The 17,870-nt window shown below is 71.0% G+C and carries 21 protein-coding genes; 10 read left to right on the forward strand and 11 right to left on the reverse strand.

Annotated elements, in window-relative coordinates; all coding sequences use genetic code 11:
* Positions 1–108: 108 nt before the first annotated feature.
* The 4 genes from GA0070622_RS24215 to GA0070622_RS24230 all read left to right on the forward strand — a co-directional run bounded on the left by GA0070622_RS24215 (position 109) and on the right by GA0070622_RS24230 (position 3,449).
* Positions 109–549, forward strand: a complete 441-nt coding sequence (locus GA0070622_RS24215; RefSeq protein ID WP_091579013.1) for a YybH family protein — start codon at positions 109–111, stop codon at positions 547–549.
* Between the two features lie 132 nt (positions 550–681).
* Positions 682–1,566, forward strand: a complete 885-nt coding sequence (locus GA0070622_RS24220) for a class I SAM-dependent methyltransferase (RefSeq protein ID WP_091579016.1) — start codon at positions 682–684, stop codon at positions 1,564–1,566.
* 38 nt (positions 1,567–1,604) lie between these two features.
* Positions 1,605–2,528: an AEC family transporter gene (locus tag GA0070622_RS24225; RefSeq protein ID WP_091579019.1), complete on the forward strand. Its 924-nt coding sequence runs from the start codon at positions 1,605–1,607 to the stop codon at positions 2,526–2,528.
* A 135-nt stretch (positions 2,529–2,663) separates the two neighbouring features.
* Complete coding sequence (locus tag GA0070622_RS24230) at positions 2,664–3,449, forward strand: hypothetical protein (protein ID WP_141684625.1); 786 nt, start codon at positions 2,664–2,666, stop codon at positions 3,447–3,449.
* A gap of 26 nt (positions 3,450–3,475) precedes the next feature.
* Here GA0070622_RS24230 and GA0070622_RS32685 read toward each other — a convergent pair whose 3' ends face one another.
* The 3 genes from GA0070622_RS32685 to GA0070622_RS24240 form a co-directional block, all read right to left on the reverse strand.
* Positions 3,476–3,634: a hypothetical protein gene (locus GA0070622_RS32685; RefSeq protein WP_176710569.1), complete on the reverse strand. Its 159-nt coding sequence runs from the start codon at positions 3,632–3,634 to the stop codon at positions 3,476–3,478.
* 6 nt (positions 3,635–3,640) lie between these two features.
* A complete protein-coding gene (locus GA0070622_RS24235; protein ID WP_091579024.1) occupies positions 3,641–4,615 on the reverse strand; it encodes a hypothetical protein in 975 nt (324 codons plus the stop codon).
* Between the two features lie 188 nt (positions 4,616–4,803).
* Positions 4,804–5,160, reverse strand: a complete 357-nt coding sequence (locus GA0070622_RS24240; protein WP_091579027.1) for a nuclear transport factor 2 family protein — start codon at positions 5,158–5,160, stop codon at positions 4,804–4,806.
* A 225-nt stretch (positions 5,161–5,385) separates the two neighbouring features.
* Between GA0070622_RS24240 and GA0070622_RS24245 the strand changes: the two genes are divergently transcribed.
* Positions 5,386–6,489 carry an FUSC family protein gene (locus GA0070622_RS24245; protein WP_091579030.1) on the forward strand — a complete coding sequence of 368 codons (1,104 nt, stop codon included), beginning with the start codon at positions 5,386–5,388 and terminating at the stop codon, positions 6,487–6,489.
* A 49-nt stretch (positions 6,490–6,538) separates the two neighbouring features.
* Here the strand turns inward: GA0070622_RS24245 and GA0070622_RS24250 are convergent, their stop codons facing one another.
* Genes GA0070622_RS24250 through GA0070622_RS24260 form a run of 3 tightly spaced genes read right to left on the reverse strand, consistent with a single transcriptional unit; the run spans position 6,539 to position 8,798 of the window.
* Entirely contained in the window at positions 6,539–7,510 is a 972-nt protein-coding gene (locus GA0070622_RS24250) for an ABC transporter permease subunit (protein ID WP_091579033.1), read from the reverse strand.
* Positions 7,507–8,406, reverse strand: coding sequence for an ABC transporter ATP-binding protein (locus GA0070622_RS24255; RefSeq protein ID WP_091579036.1), 900 nt, complete (start codon positions 8,404–8,406; stop codon positions 7,507–7,509). Before GA0070622_RS24255 ends, GA0070622_RS24250 begins: the two co-directional genes overlap by 4 nt.
* Positions 8,403–8,798, reverse strand: a complete 396-nt coding sequence (locus GA0070622_RS24260) for a GntR family transcriptional regulator (RefSeq protein WP_091579039.1) — start codon at positions 8,796–8,798, stop codon at positions 8,403–8,405. The genes GA0070622_RS24255 and GA0070622_RS24260 overlap by 4 nt, the downstream gene beginning before the upstream one ends.
* 244 nt (positions 8,799–9,042) lie before the next feature.
* Between GA0070622_RS24260 and GA0070622_RS24265 the strand changes: the two genes are divergently transcribed.
* A complete protein-coding gene (locus GA0070622_RS24265; RefSeq protein WP_091579042.1) occupies positions 9,043–9,606 on the forward strand; it encodes an NYN domain-containing protein in 564 nt (187 codons plus the stop codon).
* A gap of 30 nt (positions 9,607–9,636) precedes the next feature.
* On the opposite strand, the gene GA0070622_RS24270 is transcribed toward GA0070622_RS24265, so the two are convergent.
* Both GA0070622_RS24270 and GA0070622_RS24275 read right to left on the reverse strand, forming a co-directional pair.
* Complete coding sequence (locus GA0070622_RS24270; protein WP_091579045.1) at positions 9,637–9,963, reverse strand: TraR/DksA family transcriptional regulator; 327 nt, start codon at positions 9,961–9,963, stop codon at positions 9,637–9,639.
* A gap of 9 nt (positions 9,964–9,972) precedes the next feature.
* On the reverse strand, positions 9,973–10,947 hold the full coding sequence (locus GA0070622_RS24275; RefSeq protein ID WP_091579047.1) for a helix-turn-helix transcriptional regulator: 975 nt from the start codon (positions 10,945–10,947) through the stop codon (positions 9,973–9,975).
* Between the two features lie 56 nt (positions 10,948–11,003).
* Between GA0070622_RS24275 and GA0070622_RS24280 the strand changes: the two genes are divergently transcribed.
* A complete protein-coding gene (locus GA0070622_RS24280) occupies positions 11,004–11,744 on the forward strand; it encodes an alpha/beta fold hydrolase (RefSeq protein ID WP_091579050.1) in 741 nt (246 codons plus the stop codon).
* A gap of 109 nt (positions 11,745–11,853) precedes the next feature.
* Here the strand turns inward: GA0070622_RS24280 and GA0070622_RS24285 are convergent, their stop codons facing one another.
* Entirely contained in the window at positions 11,854–12,957 is a 1,104-nt protein-coding gene (locus tag GA0070622_RS24285; RefSeq protein WP_091579053.1) for an aldo/keto reductase, read from the reverse strand.
* Positions 12,958–13,087: 130 nt separating this feature from the next.
* Between GA0070622_RS24285 and GA0070622_RS24290 the strand changes: the two genes are divergently transcribed.
* A complete protein-coding gene (locus GA0070622_RS24290; RefSeq protein ID WP_091579055.1) occupies positions 13,088–13,693 on the forward strand; it encodes a TetR/AcrR family transcriptional regulator in 606 nt (201 codons plus the stop codon).
* Positions 13,694–13,928: 235 nt separating this feature from the next.
* On the opposite strand, the gene GA0070622_RS24295 is transcribed toward GA0070622_RS24290, so the two are convergent.
* Positions 13,929–15,053, reverse strand: coding sequence for a helix-turn-helix domain-containing protein (locus GA0070622_RS24295; RefSeq protein ID WP_245666796.1), 1,125 nt, complete (start codon positions 15,051–15,053; stop codon positions 13,929–13,931).
* Between the two features lie 370 nt (positions 15,054–15,423).
* On the opposite strand from GA0070622_RS24295, the gene GA0070622_RS24300 reads away from it, so the two are divergent.
* Both GA0070622_RS24300 and GA0070622_RS24305 read left to right on the forward strand, forming a co-directional pair.
* The gene (locus GA0070622_RS24300) at positions 15,424–16,185 is read left to right on the forward strand and encodes a helix-turn-helix domain-containing protein (RefSeq protein ID WP_425412781.1); all 762 of its coding nucleotides are present in this window, start codon (positions 15,424–15,426) and stop codon (positions 16,183–16,185) included.
* A 196-nt stretch (positions 16,186–16,381) separates the two neighbouring features.
* Positions 16,382–16,765 carry a hypothetical protein gene (locus GA0070622_RS24305; RefSeq protein WP_091579059.1) on the forward strand — a complete coding sequence of 128 codons (384 nt, stop codon included), beginning with the start codon at positions 16,382–16,384 and terminating at the stop codon, positions 16,763–16,765.
* Between the two features lie 241 nt (positions 16,766–17,006).
* Here the strand turns inward: GA0070622_RS24305 and GA0070622_RS32180 are convergent, their stop codons facing one another.
* Positions 17,007–17,804 carry a hypothetical protein gene (locus GA0070622_RS32180; protein ID WP_141684626.1) on the reverse strand — a complete coding sequence of 266 codons (798 nt, stop codon included), beginning with the start codon at positions 17,802–17,804 and terminating at the stop codon, positions 17,007–17,009.
* Positions 17,805–17,870 lie beyond the last annotated feature (66 nt).

Consider the following 17,870-nt stretch of genomic DNA (forward strand, 5'->3'; position numbering starts at 1 on the left):
CCGGCCGCGAGCACCCCGGGAGCGGCCGGCGGAGATCGACATCGACTGCTGCGTCCACGATCGCGTGAACCGCGTTAGCGCCGCTCACGGCCCGGGTAGGACGGATCAATGACGACCGACCAGGCGAAGCAGGAGCTGCGGGAGCTGATCGAGGAGCGCGTGGCGGCAGTGGCGCGCCGCGACGCCGAGACGCTTGCCGCCCACCAGGCCGCGGACGTGCTCGCCTTCAACGTCCTGCCCCCGCTGCGACTACGAGGTGCCGACCAGGTGGCACCCCAGACCCGGGCGTGGTTCGACGCGTACGCCAGCGGCCCGGGCTACGAGGTCCGGGACCTCCAGGTCGACGCCGACGGCGACCTCGGCTACTGCGCCTTCCTCTACCACGTCACGGGACGGTTGCGGTCGGGCATGGACGTCTCCATGTGGGTACGCGCCACGCTCGTGTGCCACAGGCGCGACGGGCGGTGGGTCGTCGTCCACGACCACGAGTCGATTCCGTGGGACCCGGAGACAGGTCAGGGTCTGGCCGGCCTCGATCCCGACGCGTGACGACGCGCCCGGCACCCTGTCATCGGCACAACCGCCAGGTCGCGGCCGAGACCCACCAGAACGGTCCGCACGCCCGGCCAGCCGGGTGGGCACGGGCCGGTGCGACACGCGGCGCGGCACTATCGTGACCCGATGACGACCGACAGGTGGGCCCGGTGGTTGTCGGCGCGCCGAGACGGCGGCGACGCCACCCTGCGCGCCCGGCACGCCACCGACCTCGCCGGGTTCCGCGACGGCGTTCTCGACCGGGCCGATCTGAAGCCCGACGACGTCCTCCTCGATGTCGGATGCGGCACCGGACTGATCGGGTTCGGCGCGCTCGACCGTCTCGGCCCGGACGGCCGGGTCATCTTCAGCGACGTCTCGCCGGACCTGCTCGACCAGTGCCGGCGGACCGCCGACGGCGACGAGCGGTGCCGCTTCGTCCGGGCGCCGGCCGAAGACCTCGCCGGCGTCGCCGACGCCTCCGTCGACGTCGTCACCACCCGGTCGGTGCTCATCTACTCCGACCGCAAGGCCACCGCGTTCGCGGAGTTCTTCCGGGTGCTGCGGCCGGGCGGAAGGCTCTCGCTCTTCGAGCCGATCAACCGCTTTGCGCTGCGGCACCGCCCCGACGATCTGTTCGGCTGGGCAGGCACGCCGGTCGACGACCTGGTGGCCAAGGTCAGCGACGTCTACCGGGACCGAACCGAAGCTGTCGAGCGGCCGATGGTCGACTTCGACGAACGCGACCTCATGGCCTGGGCGGAGGCTTCGGGTTTCGAGGCGATCGAGCTGGACTACCGCGCCCGGCTCGACGCTCCCGCCGAGCCGATCAGCGACTGGGAGGCGCTCAAGCGGACGGCCCCCAACCCCCTGGCCCCGACGTACGGCGAGGCCATTGCCGCCGCGTTGACCGACGACGAGCGCGAGCGCCTCGACGCGTGCATGACCGCCCTGGCGGCGGCCGGCACGCCGATGCGGCGCACGGCGGCCACGGCGTTCCTCCGCGCACGGCGTCCCGACCGGAACCGCTGAGACATCTCGCGTGTCGCGCGCCCGACGGTGACCGCCGCATGAGCCTGGTGTCGGCGTTCGTACCGATCTGGGTCCTCACCGCGATCGGCTGGGCGGCCTGTCGGTGGGGCCTGCTGGGCGAGGCGGCCGCGTCGGTGCTCGGCCGGTTCGTGTTCCATCTGGCGATGCCGTCCGCCCTGTTCCTGGCGCTGTCCCGGATGCCGCTCTCCGGGTTCGCCAACCGCTCGCTGCTCGCTTTCGCGGTGAGCACGGCCGCAGTCGTCGGGCTGGGGTGGGTCGGCGCGAGCCGGCTGTTCGATCGCACGCCCGGCGAACGGCCGATCTGGGGCATGGCCGCCGGGTACGTGAACTCGGCGAACCTCGGCATCCCGATCGCCACGCAGGTTGTCGGCAGCGTGTCGTTCCTGGCGGAGGTGGTGCTGCTGCAGGTGCTGGTGGTGACGCCGGTGATCCTGGTCGCCCTGGACCGGCACAGCGACCCGGCCGGGCGGGTACGGGTCCGTCATATCGCCTCCCTGCCGGTACGCAACCCGGTGATCCTGGCGTCGCTGCTCGGCGTCGTGTGCTCGGCTGCCGGCCTGCGCCTGCCGTCGGCGGCCGACGCGTCGCTGACCCTGCTGTCGGGCGCCGCGGTCCCGGCTGCCCTGGTCGCGCTCGGCGCGTCGCTGCACCGCCCGGCGGCGAGCCGAGCCGAGCCGGCCGAACCGGCCGAGCTGGCCGTGATCGCCGCGCTGAAGCTCGTCGCCCAGCCGGTCATCGCGTACGCGGCCGGACTGGCCCTGCACCTGTCCGCGCCGCAGATGCTCGCCGTCGTGGTGTGCGCCGGCCTGCCGACAGCGCAGAACACGTTCATCTACAGCCAGGAGTACGGCGTCGGCGAGGCGGTGGCCAACCGGGCGGTGGTGGTGACCACGACGCTGTCGCTGGCCACCCTGGCCGCGGCGGCGTCAATGCTCGGATAGGTCCGTCAGCAGCCGTCCGGACGACGGAGCCGACCCGACCGTGGCGACCGCCTTGCCCCACGCCGGCCGGGACGGCAGGCTTGGCAGATGTCCGCCGTGATGGCAGGCCGCCGTCTGCCGACCCTCCGGCGCACCGTGACGCACCCGGCTGTCTGGTCGGTGCCGGCGATGGCGCTGCTGGTGTTCGTGGCGATGCCGTTCAACGACGGGTTCTACAGTTTCTGGGTCAACTACGACGCGCAGGGCGACGCACAGCAGTACGAGCTGCTCCACACCACGCGCATCTTCCGATACACCTCCGGCGTCCTGTGTGGGCAGGCGTTGGCGTTACTGGCCGGCGCCGCCCTCGCCGTCCGGAACACGCAGGCGAGAGCGCTGGTGGTGGCGGTCCCGCTCGCGGTGCTCCTGGCCGGGGTGGCCGTCGCGGTCGCGTACCCGCTCGCCCGGGCCCGCGAGGGCATCTTCTTCACGACCGGTGCGCTCGACGACCCGGTCCTGGTGCGGGTCCTCCTGAGCGAGGTGGCCGCGTACCCGCTCTACGCCGCCGCCGGCGTCGGCCTCGGCACGCTGCTCGGGGCGCGCCTGCGGCGATCCGCGACGCGCTGGCCGCTCGTGCTCCTGTTCCTGCTCGGCTGGTTCGCCGCCACCCTGACGGGGCTGCTGCAGGACGACCGGTTCGACGCGCCGTCCGGGCTGTTGTGGGTCGTCCCGCCGATCGCGGCCGGCACGGCGGTCGCACTGGCCGGACTGTCAACGGATGTCTGGGCCGTACCGCCCGTGGCGGTGGGCGACTGGGGGCGCGGCGCCGGCGTCGCGCTGCTGGTGAGCGCCGCCGCGTACGCCCTGGGGTTGAACCTGTTCGCCCGGTGGGCCCGTCGACGGGCGCTCGCGCGGACCGACCGGCTTCCGCCGGACCACTGACCCGCCAACCGGCTAGCCGGCCGGTGTCAGGGGCGCCGACGGGCGGCGTCGATGACGTCGGGGCGCAGGAGATGGCCGAATCCGGCGCGGTCGAGGCGGCTGACCAGTCCGCTGAAGCGGGATTTTTCGCCGGACGCGGCCAGGCGACGGTCGGACGGCGGCAGATCCGGATGTCGGATCTTCACGGGCGCTCATCCCGCGAGCCGGCCGCACGCACTCCGGGTGCTCGGTAGTCCGGCCCGCGTGAAGACGAGCCGGCAGCTCCCGTTCGTCGAGTCCCAGAGTTGGTCGTTGGTCACCAGCGCCCGAACCAGCGCGCGTTGCGGTTCGGTAAGGGGCCGGTGCGGCGCGTACGGCTTGGGGAACGCGAATCGCACCAACGCACCCCAGCCGTCATCGAAGCCGGCCCAACTGTCCCGACCGGCCACCTGGCAGGCGGCCGTGGCGATCTCGTCGAAGTCGGCGGCGACGCGGATCGCCGCGGCGACGAGCGCGAACTGGTGCACTCCCGGAGGTGGTGGCCCAGCCAGCGCGGCCAGGATCAGCTCACGGGCACCCGGGGCGTCCTCGTGAGCCAGCGCGGCCCGCAGCCGGATCGCCGGGTCCGGGTCGGTGAGCCGGTCGCGGAGGTCGACGCCGAGCTGGCCGAGGCAGCGCAGCCACTCCGCCCGCGGCCCGGCGCCTCGTTCCGACCACTCCAGGACGAGCGCCGCCAGTTCCTCGCGTCGGTCCGCGACGGACCGCAACCGCGCGATCGCCACGAGATTCTCCGCGCGGAGCAGCGCCCGGTCCGGCGGTGACGCCGCGAGCAGCGGAAGCACCACCGGGTACGCCTGGGCCACGGCATCGGCGAGATCCGGCAGTATCCCGGCGAAGTAGCGATTGTCAGCGAGGTCGGTCACGCTCGTAGCCGCATCGCCGAGGAACTCCAGAAGCGGTTCGATGGTGTCCGGGTGTGCTCGCCCCTCGGCCAGCAGCGCGGTCACGGCCCGAACCGTCGGCGCGGTCGCCGTCCTCGGGAAACCCTGATGCAGTACCGCGATGTCGAGGTGATCCAGCGCGGCCTGCCGGGCGTCGGCGTCACCGAACTCCAGCGCGGCCACGTGCCCCGGCGTGTCGGTCGCTCGGCCGTACGCGTGCCCGAGCCGACTCCAGTCAACCGTCATCGCCACGTCTTCCACAGGTCCCCGGCCGACCGGAAGCGGGTGCCCGGCTTTCGCCGGACGGCTGCGACTCGTCTCGAACTCGACGAAGCTCCCCGGCAAAGCTCACCGCCGTACGGTACCGCTCCTCGGGTGATTCGCTGCCCGGTGAGGGCAACGCCGTGGCCACACCGGATACCTGCCGAACAGGCTCACCGGACCGGGGCGAGGGTGGCGGCCAGCACCCGCCAGTTGCCGTCCTCACGCACCCACAGCCGGGTGTAGAGCAAGCGCGCGGACACCACGGCGCCGCCCTGCACCGCATCGACCACAGCGACCGTGCGGGTCACCCCGGTCTCACCGTCTTCCTGGACGTCGAGCGACTCCTCCACCAGGTTGGTGATGCGCAGGGCCCCCGAGCGATAGCTCTCCAGGTCATCTTCCTTCGAGAAGATCGACCCGTCCGGTCCCGCAGCCACGACCCGGGGGTGCAGAAGCGCGTCGAGGGACTCGACATCGCCGCCGCGCTGAGCGGCTTGCAGCTGCCGTTCCGCAGCATGGAGATCCATCCAGCGATCCTCTCCAGCGCCCCGCGCCGGGACAAGCGGGTTCGCTCGCGGCAGAACGCCACCGCGTCATGATCGAACACGGCGCGTTCGCCACCACGGCGTGCGCGGCCGGTCGGCCGCCCGCCACCGGAGCGATTGAGCAGGTCACGGGCGGGGTAGTGGCCTTCCTCGCAGAAGATCAATCGGCGGCCGGTCCCGGTCCGCCCGGCGAGAGGACCACCACCGGTGCGGACGTGGGGGCGCGACGCCGTCGCGCGGTTGCGGGGCGACGGGATGACCGTGATCGAGCTGACCAGCGCCGCGGTGGTCGCCTGGATCGTGGCGGCGGTGGTGATCCGTCACCCGGACCCGTTCTTCGCCCCGACCGCCGCGCTCGTCGTGCTCGGCGAGTCCCGCGGGCGACGGCTGCGGCAGACCGTCGAGATCCTGCTCGCCGTGGCCGCCGCCGTACTCGCCGCGGAGCTGCTGGTGTACGCGCTGGGCCCGGGCACCGGCACGGTCCTGCTGGTGCTGGTGCTGACCACCACGACGCTCGTGGTGATCGGGGCCCGACGTGCCCTGGTCGTGCAGGCCAGCGTCTCGGCCATGTACCTGGTCGTGGTCGCCGCGCCCAGCGGGACGCTGATGCCGTTCCGCTTCGTCGACGCGCTCATCGGCGGCGCGGTGGCGCTGGCCGCCAGCCAGGTGATGGCCGCCCGTGACCCGCTGGAGCCGCTGGTGGCGCAGGCCCGGCGCAGCTACACCGACCTGGCCGACCTGCTCGACCAGGTGAACGCGGCGCTGCGGAGCTGCGACGAGGAAGCCGCCCGGGACGCGCTGGACCAGGCCCGGCAGGTGGACGACTGCGTCGCCCACCTGCAGTCCGCCGTGCTCGCCACCGGTGAGACGCTGCGGCTGGGACTGCGCCGCCGGCACCTGGGCAAGCTCGCCGACGTGGAGGCGACGCTGCGGCAGCTCGACTACGCCGCCCGCAACATCCGGGTGCTGGCGCGGGCCGGCGTGACCCTGACCCGCCGGCACACCGCCACGCCGCCGGAGCTGGCCGCCGCGATCGGCGCGCTGACCGCCGCCGTACGGTCGGCCGGGGAGGCCCTGGCCCGCGACCTCAGCGGCGCCGACGCGGACCGGCACGCGCAGCAGGCCGACGCGGCGGCCCTGGAGGCGGTCCGGATCGCCGCGCGCCTGCTGCGGACCGACCCGCCGCTGCCGGTCACCATGATCGTCGGGCAGATCCGGGCGACCGCGATCGACCTGCTGCGCGGCGTCGGCCACGACGACACGACGGTGCTGGACCGGGTGGACGAGGCGCTCGGTCTGAGCCGGGCGTGACACCCGGACGCTGGATCAGGCTGCCCCGGAGCCACCCTCGGTCAGGGCACTAGACCATGCGGCGCCGCACCCGCCACACCACCACCCCGATCAGGACCGCGGCGACGGCGACAAACAGGGCCGCCTCGATGAGCTGGAACGTCCAGAACCGGTCGGCCGGGTGGTAGACCCCGAACTGCTGGATGCCCCGCGCGTGCAGGAACTGGTTGAGGTTGGTGCCGGCCCGGTCGGCGGCCGCCTCCAGCTCGGCGTACTCGGTGCCGCTCAGCCTGCGCCCGGTCGCGTCCGCGTAGCCGTGGTCGATCGTCCAGTCGGCGAAGCTCGGCAGGTGCCCCGCCTGGTCCGGTGAACCGCCGACGGGGACCGGCTGCATGCTGGTCAGCGGTGTGGCGTACGCGGGACGGGCCAGCAGCGCCACCGACATCCGGGCGGCGAGGAACGCTCCGAGCGCGACGCCGAACGCGGGCAGGCTGCGCCGCAGGATCGCCCCGGCGGCGGTGGCGACGCCGAACGCGAACAGCGCGTACGCCACCGGGACGAGTCCCTCCAGGTCGAAGGCGTCGTACTGGAACCGCCCTTCCCACGCGTCGAACGGCTGACGGAACCAGGTGAGCACCGCGGTGAACATCCCGGTGAGCGCGACGGTGACGCCGGCCAGTGCCGCGAGCTTGGCCGCCAGCCAGAGCATCCGCGGCACGGCCTGCGTCCAGGCGAGCTGCCAGGTGCCGTCCTCCAGCTCGCGCGCGAGCAGCGGCGCACCGAGGAACGCGCCGATGACGACGGGGACCAGGTAGAACGCCGCCAGGAGGTTCTCGACGTAGCCGTACTCCTCGTCGAGTCGGCGGAAGGAGGCCGCGCAGGCGTCGGTGCCACCGGCCTGTCCCGCACACCGGGCGGCACCGCCGGGGAACAGGTCGTGGGCCTGGGTGCCGAGCACGAGCAGGGCGATGCCGAACACGCCGACGAGCAGACCCAGGACGCAGACCTCGGTCCGGTGCTGGCGCCAGATCAACCACGTCACGCCGCCACCTCCGACGTGACCGCGGCGCTCGGCCCGGACGGCCGGCGCAGGTACGCCAGCACCAGGTCCTCCAGCGCGACCGGTCGGGCCTGCCACCCGGGCGCGGTCGGGAGCCCGCCGTCGCGTACCAGCAGGGTCGTGTGCCGGTCGCTGTGGACGGCCTCCACGACGGCGCCGGCCCGGTCGGGGTCGGTGGCCGTGCGGGGGCCGACGAGCAGCCGGTGCTCGGCGAGGAGGGTGTCGATGTCACCGGTGAGCGTGACCCGACCCTGGTTGAGCACCACCAGGTGGTCGCAGACGCGCTCCAGCTCGTGCACGACGTGGGAGGAGAACAGGACGGTCACCCCGCCTTCGGCCACCGCGCCCATGAGGACCTGGAGGAACTCGTGCCGGGCCAGCGGGTCGAGGCTGGCCACCGGCTCGTCGAGGACGAGCAGGTCCGGCCGCTTCGCCAGGGCCAGGGCCAACGCGACCTGGGCCTGCTGCCCACCGGAGAGCGTGCCGGCCCGGCGGTCGAGCGGGATGCCCAGCTTCGCCAGCCGGCGCTCGGCCAGCCCCTGGTCGAACCGCAGGTTGCAGGCCCGGCCGAAGCGGAGCAGCTCGGCGACGGTGAAGCGCCTGTACAGCGGGTGGTCCTGGGCCAGGAACCCGACCCGGGACAGCGTCTGCGGGGTGCTGGCGGTGACGTCGTGGCCGAGGACCTCCACCGTGCCGGTGCTCGGCGCCAGCAGCCCGACGACCAGGCGCAGCAGCGTGGTCTTGCCCGCGCCGTTCGGCCCGACCAGGGCGATCACGCCACCCGCCGGCAGGTCCAGGGTGCAGTCGCGCAGCGCCCAGCCCTTCCGGTACCGCTTGCCCACGCCGTCGGTGCGCAGCGCGAACTCGGTCGCCGTCACGCCACGTCCTCATTCCTGGTCTGCTGGTGGACGGAGGTGAAGATCGCGTTGACCGCCTGTTCGTCGAGGCCGGCGGCGTAGGCGCGGCGCAGCCAGGCCGCCAGGCCACGGCGCAACGACGTGTACGTCGACGCGGGCATCGCGGCGGACTGCTGCTCGTTGACGAACGTGCCCTGGCCGGGCCGGCCGGTGACCAGGTTCTCCTGCTCCATCTGCCGGTAGGCCTTGGCGACGGTGTTCGGATTGATCGCCAGGTCCTCGACCACCTCGCGGATGAGCGGGAGGCGGTCACCGGGTTGGAGGAAGCCCAGCAGCACCGCCTGGCGGACCTGCTGGACGAGTTGCAGGTACGGCGGCACGCCGGAGTGGGTGTCGAGCCGGAAGACGAACACGGAGCCCCCTACTGCTTTACTAGCACCATAGTAAAGCAGCAAATGGCAGGTCAAGGGGAGGCAACGTACCCGCACCGCGGACCAGGAGGGCCGAACCTGCGGCGCGCAACGAGTGGATCGGCGGATGCTGTCTGCCGGCCGGATCGGCAGGCCATACCCTTGACCACGAGCACGGCATCCTCCGGCACGTCAGACGCTCGGGCTCGACCGGTCCGCGCTCGTTGCTCGACTCGAAAGGCACACCATGCCCGGCACCACCGCACCCGTCACGTACCTCATCGTGGACGGGGAGAACATCGATGCCACTCTCGGCAACAGTGTTCTGGAGCGCCGGCCGGCCCCGGCGGAGCGACCCCGGTGGGAGCGTCTGCGGGACTTCGCGCGGGACACGTGGCAGCAACCGGTGAAGGCGCTGTTCTTCCTCAACGCCTCGGGCGGCGGTCTGCCGATGCCCTTCGTCCGGGCCCTCCTGAGCCTGGACTACCGGCCCGTTCCGCTCGCGGGATCCGCGGATCAGAAGGTGGTGGACATCGGCATCCAGCGGACGTTGGAGGCTATCGCCCGGCGCCCGGGCAACGTGATGCTCGCCAGCCACGACGGCGACTTCCTGCCGCAGATCGACGATCTCCTACGAGGTGATCACCAGGTCGCGGTCGTCGGGTTCAAGGAGTTCCTCAACGCCGGCTTCGCCGACCTGCCGGGCCTGCAGGTGTTCGACATCGAGGAGGACGCGGGCTGCTTCACCAACGTCCTTCCCCGGGTTCGCATTATCGACCTGGACAGCTTCGACCCGGAGCGCTTCCTGTAGGCCGGACAGCATCCGCGGACCCTTGACGGCTTACGCGCATTTGATGCAGAAGCGGGCGAACGGCCGGGCGGCGAGCCGTTCCTCGCCGATCGGCTGCCCGCATCGTTCGCAGACGCCGTAGGTCGCCGCGTCCACCCGACGCAGCGCGTCGTCGACGTCGGCGATCCGCTTCCGCGCCCCGGCCAGCAGCGCGGTCAACTGGGCGCGTTCGAAGCCGATGGTGGCGCCCTCCGGGTCGTGCTCGTCGTCGGCATTCGAATCCCGCGACGCCAGGAACAGCGCCTGCAGGTCCTGGGCCAGCGTCGCCGCCTCGGCCTCCGCCCTGGCGCGCAGCCGCAGCAGTTCATCCCGGACCATATGGGCAGCCTAACGGCCCCCGGCCCGCACATTGTCGGCGTCGGTGAGCAGTCGGGTGGCCAGGGCGCGTACCTCGTCCCTGAGTTCCTGCGGCCGGTCGATCGTGAACGGCCAGCCGAGCCCGGCGAGCATCTGTGCTGCCCCGTCGAGCCGTTCGGCCCGGGTGGTGAGGCGCACTCCGCCGGGCACCTCGGTCAGCGCGCCGACCGACGGCGGGATCCGTCGCCGCGCCTCCTCCAGGCTGGTGTGCAGGACCACGGAGATGTCGTGTGCGTACGGCACGGCCGCCAGACCGGCGAGTACCTGGGTGGTGGGATCGAAGCCGGCCGGGATGTCGAACCTGCCCTGGGTGGGGCGGGCCGTCCCGATCCGGTCGAGCCGGAACGTCCGCACGGCCCCGCGGTGGTGGTCGTGACCGGTGACGTACCACCGGCCGGCGTGGAAGACCAGCCCGTACGGGTCGAGCTGCCGCTCGCCGGACCGGCCGCGCCAGCTGGTGTAGGTGATGCTCACCGGTTGCTGGTGTCGGGCCGCTTCGGCGAGCACCAGCAGCACCTCGATGCCGGGCGGGGCGGACTTGCGGATCGGTGCGGTGAAGTCCACGGTGCCCAGCAGCGAATCGATCCGCCGGGCGAGGACGGCCGGCAGCACCCGGCGGATCTTCGCGGTCGCGCTCTCGGCGGCCGCGCCCTCGGTGGTGACCAGCCCCGCCCGGGTGGCGGCGACGAGCCCGAGCATGACGGCGACCGCCTCCTCGTCGGTGAGCATCAGGGGCGGCAGCTTGTATCCGGGCGCGAGCCGGTACCCGCCGTAGCGACCGCGCCGGGCCTCGACCGGGATGCCGAGGTCGGCGAGGTGCGCGGCGTAGCGGCGGACCGTGCGCTCGTCGACGCCCAGCCGACCGGCCAGGTCAGCGACGGTGAAGCCGCCGCCGGCCTGGAGGATCTCCAGCAACGCGAGCACCCGCGCGGTGGGCCGGGCCAAAGTTCGACTCCTCATCCGGGCGGAATCTGTCCGGTATTGATCGTAGCGTGGGACGCATGACGACATTCGTACTGGTTCCCGGGTTCTGGCTCGGCGCGTGGGCATGGCGCCCGGTCGCCGCCGCCCTGCGTGGGCAGGGCCACGAGGTGTATCCGCTGAGCCTGACCGGCCTGGGCGAGCGCGCCCACCTGGCCCGCCCGGACACCGACCTCGACGTCCACGTCACCGACGTGGTCAACCTGCTGCGATACGAGGACCTGCACGACGTGGTCCTCGTCGGGCACAGCTACGCCGGCGCGGTCGTGACGACCGCCGCCGCCGACCGCATGACCGACCGCATCGCCCAACTGGTCTTCGTCGACACCGGCCCGCTACCCGACGGGGCGACGAACGACGACTTCAACCCACCTCAGGAGCGTGACCGCAACGCGGCGCTGGTCGCCGAGCACGGCGACGGCTGGCGGCTGCCACCCCCGCCGTGGGCCGAACTGGCGGCGGCAGCAGATGTCGACGACTCGGTCGTCGCGCTGCTCGACGAGCGGTCGGTGGCCCAACCGTGGGCGACCGCCACCACCCCGGTGCGGCTCACCGGGGCGTGGGAGAAGCTGCCCCGCCTCGGCGTGCTGTCGAGCTTCACCGCCGAGCAGGCACGCGGGATGGCCGCCACCGTGCCGCTGTGCCGGCACATGGCCGGCGACTCGTGGCGCTACGAGGAACTGCCGACGTGGCACTGGCCGATGCTCAGCCGACCGGCCGAGCTGGCCCAGATCCTGCACGACGCCAGGCCGACGGCATAGCCTGCGCGTGTCCGTCCCCCAGAAGGTTCCGGCCCGTGGCCACGAGACCCGGGCGGCGGGTTCGTGGCCACGGGCACGTGGGTGGGTCAGCCGCTGACGAGCTTGCTGGCTACTTGGTGGGGTGGGTGGCGCCGTTGAACACCGGCGGGGCGTAGCCGGCGGGCTTGTCGCCGATACCGAGGCCGGGGCTCACCACCCAGGACTGGTACTGAGCGGTGAACATGCCGTACGGCATCCCCAGGTCCGGGGCGCTGGCCTCGTCGAGCCGACGGCGGGCGTCGGCCGGAATCTCGAAGTCGAGCGCGCCGACATTGCTGGCGAGCTGTTCGGGGCTGCTCGCCCCGATGATCACCGAGGCGACGCCGGGCTGGGTGGCCACCCAGTTGATCGCCACCTGCGCCATGCTGCGGCCCAGGTCGGCCGCCACGCTCTCCAGGGCGTCGATGACCCGCCAGTCGCTGGGGCTGATCGCCCGGCCCGCGGCGTCGGGGTTGGTCAACCGGCCCGTCCCGCTCACGCCCTCGTCGGTCCGTCGGTACTTCCCGCTGAGCAGGCCGCCACCGATCGGGCTCCATGCGGTGAGCCCCATGCCCAGGGTCTGCGACATCGACACGAACTCCGCCTCGATGCCCCGGCTGACCAGGGAGTACGGAAGCTGTACGTTGATCATCGGGGCGAGGCCGTGCGCCTCGGCGTAGCTCTGCGCCCGGGCCGCGTACCAGGCCGGCACGTCGGAAAGCCCGGCGTACCGGATCTTGCCGGAGCGCACCAGGTCGTCGAGGGTGTGCACGACCTCCTCGACCGGGGTGATGCGGTCCCAGGTGTGCAGCAGGTACAGGTCGATGTAGTCGGTGCCGAGCCGGCGCAGTGACGCCTCCACCGCCCGCATGAGGTGCTTGCGCCCGTTTCCACTGGCGTTGGGGTCGCTCGGGTCGACGGTGTTGGTGGCCTTGCTGGTGAGCACGAGCCGTTCGCGGACGCCGGCCCGGTCGATCAGGCGGCCGAGGATCTTCTCGCTCTCCCCGGCGGTGTAGAAGTCCGCCGTGTCGATGAGATTCCCGCCCGCCTCGAGATACCGGCGGAAGATCGGCTCCGCCTCCTCCTCGGTCCGGCCGTAGGCGGCGTGGAACCCGCCGACGCCGAAGTTCATGGTGCCCAACGCCAGCCGACTCACCCGCAGGCCGGACCGCCCGAGCAGGTAGTAGTGGTTCATCGTCGCGTCCTCCCGATCATCTTTCGGCCCGGTGCGAGCCGCGTGTCGCAGACCTTTGCTCGCCAAAAATGGACCTGCAAGTCCAGAAACTGAGCTAGGGTCGGACCGCAGACCCAGATCAGGAGGTCCCATGACACGGGCGTTGACCCGCAAGGGCGAGGCGACCCGGGCCCGCATCGTCGCCGGCGCGGCCGCCGAGATCCGGGAGCGCGGCGTCGACGAGGTACGCCTCGAAGACGTGATGGCCCACACCGGCACCAGCAAGGGGCAGCTCTTCCACTACTTCCCGGACGGGAAGGAGGAGCTGCTGCTCGCGGTGGCGCAGCACGAGGCCGACCAGGTCCTCACCGACCAGGAGCCGATGCTGAGCAACCTGACGAGCTGGCCGGCCTGGCTCGCCTGGCGTGACCGGCTCATCGAGCGGTACCAGGCGCAGGGGGTGAAGTGCCCCCTCAACGGCCTGCTCGGCCAGACCGGCCGGCGGGCGCCCGGCGCGCAGGCGATCGTGACCGGGCTCATGTGGCGCTGGCAGAAGGCGATCACCGACGGCATCCGGCACATGCAGTCGACCGGCGACATCTCCCCGGACCTCGACGCCGAACGGTCCGCCGCAGCGTTGCTCGCCGGCATCCAGGGCGGTGTACTGCTGCTGCTCAACACCGGGAAGACCGACCACCTCGAAGCCGCGCTCGACCTCTCCATCGAACGCCTACGCGCCGGCGCACCCACCAATTGAGGGTCGGGCGGAGAAGCCCGTTACCGGTGATCACGGAGACGGGCTTGCTACCTACCTACATCGATGACAGCAGGTACTTGGATCGAACCAGTGATCTCTTCGGTGTGAACTCTCGGCGAGGCGGTCGGATCGGGCTCGGTGCGAGGTCAGAGCACCTGGTGGCGCACTTCTCGGCCTGGTTCGGCTGGCACGGTTGCTGTACTTCACTGCTGTACTTCTCATCCGCGTGTGGCGCTCAGCCGACTCCGAGCGTGGCGGCGAGCTTGGCGATCATGGTCGGAGCGCGCGGGTCGCGGGCGACCTCGGCAAGGATGTCCCGAGCGACAGGTCGGAGCGTGACCTCGGCCGGTGCGATGCGCTCGGCCTCGGTCAGCATGCGAGCCGCGTTGCCCACGTCCCCGGCATGCAGGTGGGCGCGAGCGACGTCGAGCAGATGCGCGGCGCGGTGTTCGGCGGGTAGCCACCGCCAGCCGGAGCGCGTGGTGGCCTTCTCGTGCCAGGCAATCGCTGCATGAGCGTCGCCGACCTCGACAGCTACGGCGGCGCGGGCCAGGTCGACGGCGGTGGGCCCGAACCCGGTGCGGTGATGGTCGTACCCGTCGCCGGCCTGTTCCGCCATGCCGGCGGCCTCGTCGAGCAGTTCGCCGGCGGCGGACTCGTTGCCGTCCTGCGCCGCCGCCAGACTGGCCTGGATGAGCAGCGTCCCGCACAGGGACAACTCCGCTGGCGGGCCGTACTCGATTACGGGTGGAGCGATCCGGTATGCGGCAGTGAGCATCACCGACCTCGCCTCCCGCGCCCGACCGAGCGCGCGTAGCACCTGGCCGAGCTGGACGGCTGCGGCGGCTACCAGTTCCCGGTCGCCGGTGGCGGCAAGCATCGCCCGATCCACGGCCAACCACGCCAGCTCAGCGTCGCCGAGTTTGACCAGCAGCGCGGCGGTGACCCGATACGCCTCCACCAACGATGCCCGGCCCGCTTCCGGGGCCTCGGCGTGGGTGCGCTGCGCGGTGACAAGCAAGGTGGGCGCCAGGTCGATCACCTGCGGGTACCGGGCGTACTGAAACGTCGTCCACGCGTATCCCACATCCCGCAGCATCCGATCCACCGCCACCACCGGGCCGCCCGCTGGCCTGCCCAACGGGATCTCGTAGCGGGACAACGCCGCCCTGATCCGCTCGACGCCGTCACCGCGACCCGTTGCCTGGACCGGGGCGGCGTCCTGGCCGACAAGCGCGGCGGTGTCGATGCGGAGCACGCGGGCGATCTCCTGGAGCGTGGACAGCTTGTCCAGTGACCGGACGCCGCGCTCGACCTTGTCGACCCAGCTCTTCGACTTGCCAAGCCGGTCGGCGAACACCTGCTGCGACAACTTCCGCCGACTCCGCCAGTACGCCACCCGCCGACCGACCGGCAACACCTCACCGCTGCCCACGACGCCACCGCCGATCCGGTACGGCTCCCGTGGTCTCCTCCACCGGAGTGCGGTCCGCCTCCGCCTCAGCCAGTAGCCGCCGCTTCGCCGCCTCGCGCTCGGCCGCCTGGATCTGCTCACCGCGGCTCACTGCCGACTCATCGCCCTTACGCGGCATCCCCACACCTCCGCCAGTAGAAGCGGCGGCACGTGGACCGTCGCGGATCCACAGTGACGTCGGAATGTCATCTACTGCGACGGCACAAGGGCCGACAATCAGGTCACTTAGCCGGCGACATTAGGGCGACACAGCGCTATGGTGGCAGTCATGGCCGCCCCCAACACCGCCCTGCGGGCCGTCCGCACCGGAATGCGCATGAGCCAGGACGACTTCGCTCGCGCTCTCCAGGCCGCCGGCCACCGCGTCGGCGAACCCAACGACGCCAACAAGAGGCTCGTCCAGCGATGGGAGTCCGGCGCAATCGCCGCGCCCCGCCCCGTCTACGCCCGCGCCCTGGAGGTGGTCACCGGGCTACCCATCTCACTGCTCGGCTTCGACGCGGTACCCGGCGGGCATGTCGCCGACGACGAACACGGCGGCCACGATCTGACCTCGCCCGTGTCCGACCTGGCCACACCGACACCGACGTCCAAGCCCACCGCGGTTCACCAGTCATACGAAGGCGTGTGGCTCAGCCGCTACCAGTACTACTCCAGCGGGCGGGGAGACTCCTTCGCCGGACAACACTTCGTGGTGCTGCTCCAGCACGGCGATCGACTCACCGCACGCAGCCTTCCTGGCTCGGCGTCATCGTCTCTCTCGCTGGACCTGACCGTGGACGGTGCCGTCGTCACCGGCACCTGGGTGGAGCAGACCGACCCCACCGGCTACTACCGGGGCGCGCGATATCACGGCGCAATCCAACTCATCGCCGAGCCGACCGGCCGACGGATGGCCGGAAAATGGATCGGCTTCGGCAAGGACATGGACGTGAACACCGGCCCATGGGAACTCGTCTTCCGCGACGCCTCAACGTCCAAGGCGACGCTTGATCGCTACAACACGTCGGCGGCGTAGGTCGCTGCTGGTCCGGAAGCCGTTGACCCCTCGCTTGTAAGTTCCGGGCGCATCGTCCGGGCTGGTCCGTGTGTGTGACCTCGGGCAGAAGTCTGCCGCTGTCCGGCTGAGTCCCTTTTGCGTCCGGCCCGGTTGCTGTCGCCGTTGCTGTCGAGCGCGACAAGGCATCCGCTGTTGCGGCCGGTAGCCTCCGAGCGTGCGATACCTCAGCCGGTCCGTCCTCCTTGGCACGCTCCAGCGCAGGAAGGAGGTCGAGCAGTTTCTCGGACCCGCCACGCTGAAGGGCATCGAAGGCATCCGCTGGGTCTCGATCTGGCCGTGGCAAGGCGGCTACAACCTGTCAGTCCATGACGTGCAGGACCTAGACGACGAAGACTCCCGGGACCTGTCGGTGTTCCCGCCGCTTGACCCAGAAGGCGAAGACGACCCCGGACCTGGCCACGTCATCGGGCACGTGCAGGACCCGGCCGACGCGCTGGAACTGGCAGAGCGCACGACCGGGGCGTCGCCGCACCGTTGGGTCAACCACGGGGTTGCCGGAGAGGACTATGCGGACTTCGTCCGAGCCAGGAGAACCTGACTCAGACGTTGAAGTGGAACTTAGACCGGCTCACTCGTGACCTGCGGCGGCCTGGTCAGCACGCTGGTCGCGCGCCGGCTTGGGTTGCCGTAGCTGCTGGCTGCTTGCCGACGTTTGACGGTGTCTCGTGCCCCCAGCGTCCCCCAGACTGGCCTGCCAGAACCCGCCGCCCCGGCGTTAGCACACACGGTTGAGGAAGGGTGTTGCGCCTGCTGGTGCAGCTCATCTCCTAGCAGGACGATCACCAGGCGACATCCTGGCGACGCGCTCGATCGTTCCGCGCATGTTCCGGATCTTGTCGGCTGCGCTGAAAGTCAACTACCTCTCCGACGAGTTCGTACGCCGAGATACGCAGTCTTTCGACTTTCTTGGCAAGTAGACGGCTCGGTGGCTGGAACATCTGCCACAGAGGGAGCCGGAAGGCTGCGACCGGTCCGTGGATGCCCCGACGGTCGCCGAGGTCGTGGAAATACCCCGTCCAGAGGTCTCGCTCGCCGTTAGTACCGCGAGATCTTGACGTCAGTTGGATGTGCCCTTGGTATTGAGAGGGTAGCGGTTCACGTGTCACACCTTGCGCAATCATCGTAAAGATCAATGAAAGCCGTCGGTTACTCGTCCAAACGGTCTCACTGTGCCATTCCCCCCGAAACACCAGCTTTGATCCATCTACGTAGTAAGCCAAAGCCTCGTTGATCTTGATTTCATCGGGCGTGTGATGGATGCGAAACCAACCCGTGACAGGAAGATCCCCTTGATCGGTGCGAGCAAGGAGGAAGTAGAGCCAGAGGCCCCGGCGACACTCGGACCTCGGCGAGAAGGGCCATACCAGGCGGTGGAACAAGAAGATCGATAGCCAAGTCAACGCCACCACGGCAATTGGCACGCTCAAACCCAGCAGCATCTTCCGGCCCACTGAATCAGGCGCGAGCCCCAGGTAGTCAGCCGCGTTGCCGACGTACGCGTTGAAGTCGATGTTGAAGCCGACCACAACAGCCAGCGTGGCAAACATCAACTCAACCGGCCGCCTGCTTCCTCTCATACCGCCAATGTAAAGTCGCTAATCCACGTTCGGCGATGCATGACCTTGAACTCGTGCGGCCGGGCA

Source organism: Micromonospora sediminicola, assembly GCF_900089585.1.
GTDB lineage: Bacteria > Actinomycetota > Actinomycetes > Mycobacteriales > Micromonosporaceae > Micromonospora > Micromonospora sediminicola.

What these genes read in the sequence shown, in the direction of transcription:
- GA0070622_RS24215 (WP_091579013.1), top strand. Translation starts at nt 109, where the DNA reads ATGACGACCGACCAGGCGAAGCAGGAGCTGCGGGAGCTGATCGAGGAG.
- GA0070622_RS24220 (WP_091579016.1), top strand. Translation starts at nt 682, where the DNA reads ATGACGACCGACAGGTGGGCCCGGTGGTTGTCGGCGCGCCGAGACGGC.
- GA0070622_RS24225 (WP_091579019.1), top strand. Translation starts at nt 1,605, where the DNA reads ATGAGCCTGGTGTCGGCGTTCGTACCGATCTGGGTCCTCACCGCGATC.
- GA0070622_RS24235 (WP_091579024.1), bottom strand. Translation starts at nt 4,615, where the DNA reads ATGACGGTTGACTGGAGTCGGCTCGGGCACGCGTACGGCCGAGCGACC.
- GA0070622_RS24240 (WP_091579027.1), bottom strand. Translation starts at nt 5,160, where the DNA reads ATGGATCTCCATGCTGCGGAACGGCAGCTGCAAGCCGCTCAGCGCGGC.
- GA0070622_RS24265 (WP_091579042.1), top strand. Translation starts at nt 9,043, where the DNA reads ATGCCCGGCACCACCGCACCCGTCACGTACCTCATCGTGGACGGGGAG.
- GA0070622_RS24270 (WP_091579045.1), bottom strand. Translation starts at nt 9,963, where the DNA reads ATGGTCCGGGATGAACTGCTGCGGCTGCGCGCCAGGGCGGAGGCCGAG.
- GA0070622_RS24280 (WP_091579050.1), top strand. Translation starts at nt 11,004, where the DNA reads ATGACGACATTCGTACTGGTTCCCGGGTTCTGGCTCGGCGCGTGGGCA.
- GA0070622_RS24285 (WP_091579053.1), bottom strand. Translation starts at nt 12,957, where the DNA reads ATGAACCACTACTACCTGCTCGGGCGGTCCGGCCTGCGGGTGAGTCGG.
- GA0070622_RS24290 (WP_091579055.1), top strand. Translation starts at nt 13,088, where the DNA reads ATGACACGGGCGTTGACCCGCAAGGGCGAGGCGACCCGGGCCCGCATC.
- GA0070622_RS24300 (WP_425412781.1), top strand. Translation starts at nt 15,424, where the DNA reads ATGGTGGCAGTCATGGCCGCCCCCAACACCGCCCTGCGGGCCGTCCGC.
- GA0070622_RS32180 (WP_141684626.1), bottom strand. Translation starts at nt 17,804, where the DNA reads ATGAGAGGAAGCAGGCGGCCGGTTGAGTTGATGTTTGCCACGCTGGCT.